The 526-nt window shown below is 38.6% G+C and carries 1 protein-coding gene; it reads right to left on the reverse strand.

Annotated elements, in window-relative coordinates:
* A partial coding sequence (locus tag HBA93_RS18200; protein ID WP_221724236.1) for a hypothetical protein occupies positions 1-526 on the reverse strand: 526 nt, incomplete at both ends.

A 526-nucleotide genomic window follows, 5' to 3' on the forward strand; every position in this document is an offset into this window, starting at 1 on the left:
TAAAGCGTAGAAAATCATGAAGCTGGCGCCAATTATTGAGCGATTTTGTTCAGCTATGTAACAATGAGCTTCAACAACAAAAACTTTTCCAAAAGCGTCAAAATCAGGTTTAGGGCATTCACCATCAACATTAGGGAATGACCATTGTTTAAGCATTGGAAAAACATTAAGAACAGGATCCATAATCATCTGAATTGTAGGAATTTCCGGCAACTCAGGTTCTTTTTTGTCTGGATGAGTTAAATCAATACCATCATTTGGCTTTGGATCAGGATCAGTTGGTTTTGGATCAGGATCAGTAGGCTTTGGATCAGGGTCAGTTGGTTTTGGAGGTGTCCAATCATCTGGCTGAACAGGTGCCCAAGGGAAAGTTCCTTTACCGCTATCAGATCGAATATAAGTATTCGTATCTCCATAGTGATAGTCAGTATAATAATAATTATTGATAACACTTGATACTTCATCTGACGTAATCGGCTGATTTATTGGTACGCCTTGATCACCAGTTAAAGCATTAGCATCCTGT

The organism is Ochrobactrum sp. SFR4, assembly GCF_019730395.1.
GTDB lineage: Bacteria > Pseudomonadota > Alphaproteobacteria > Rhizobiales > Rhizobiaceae > Pseudochrobactrum.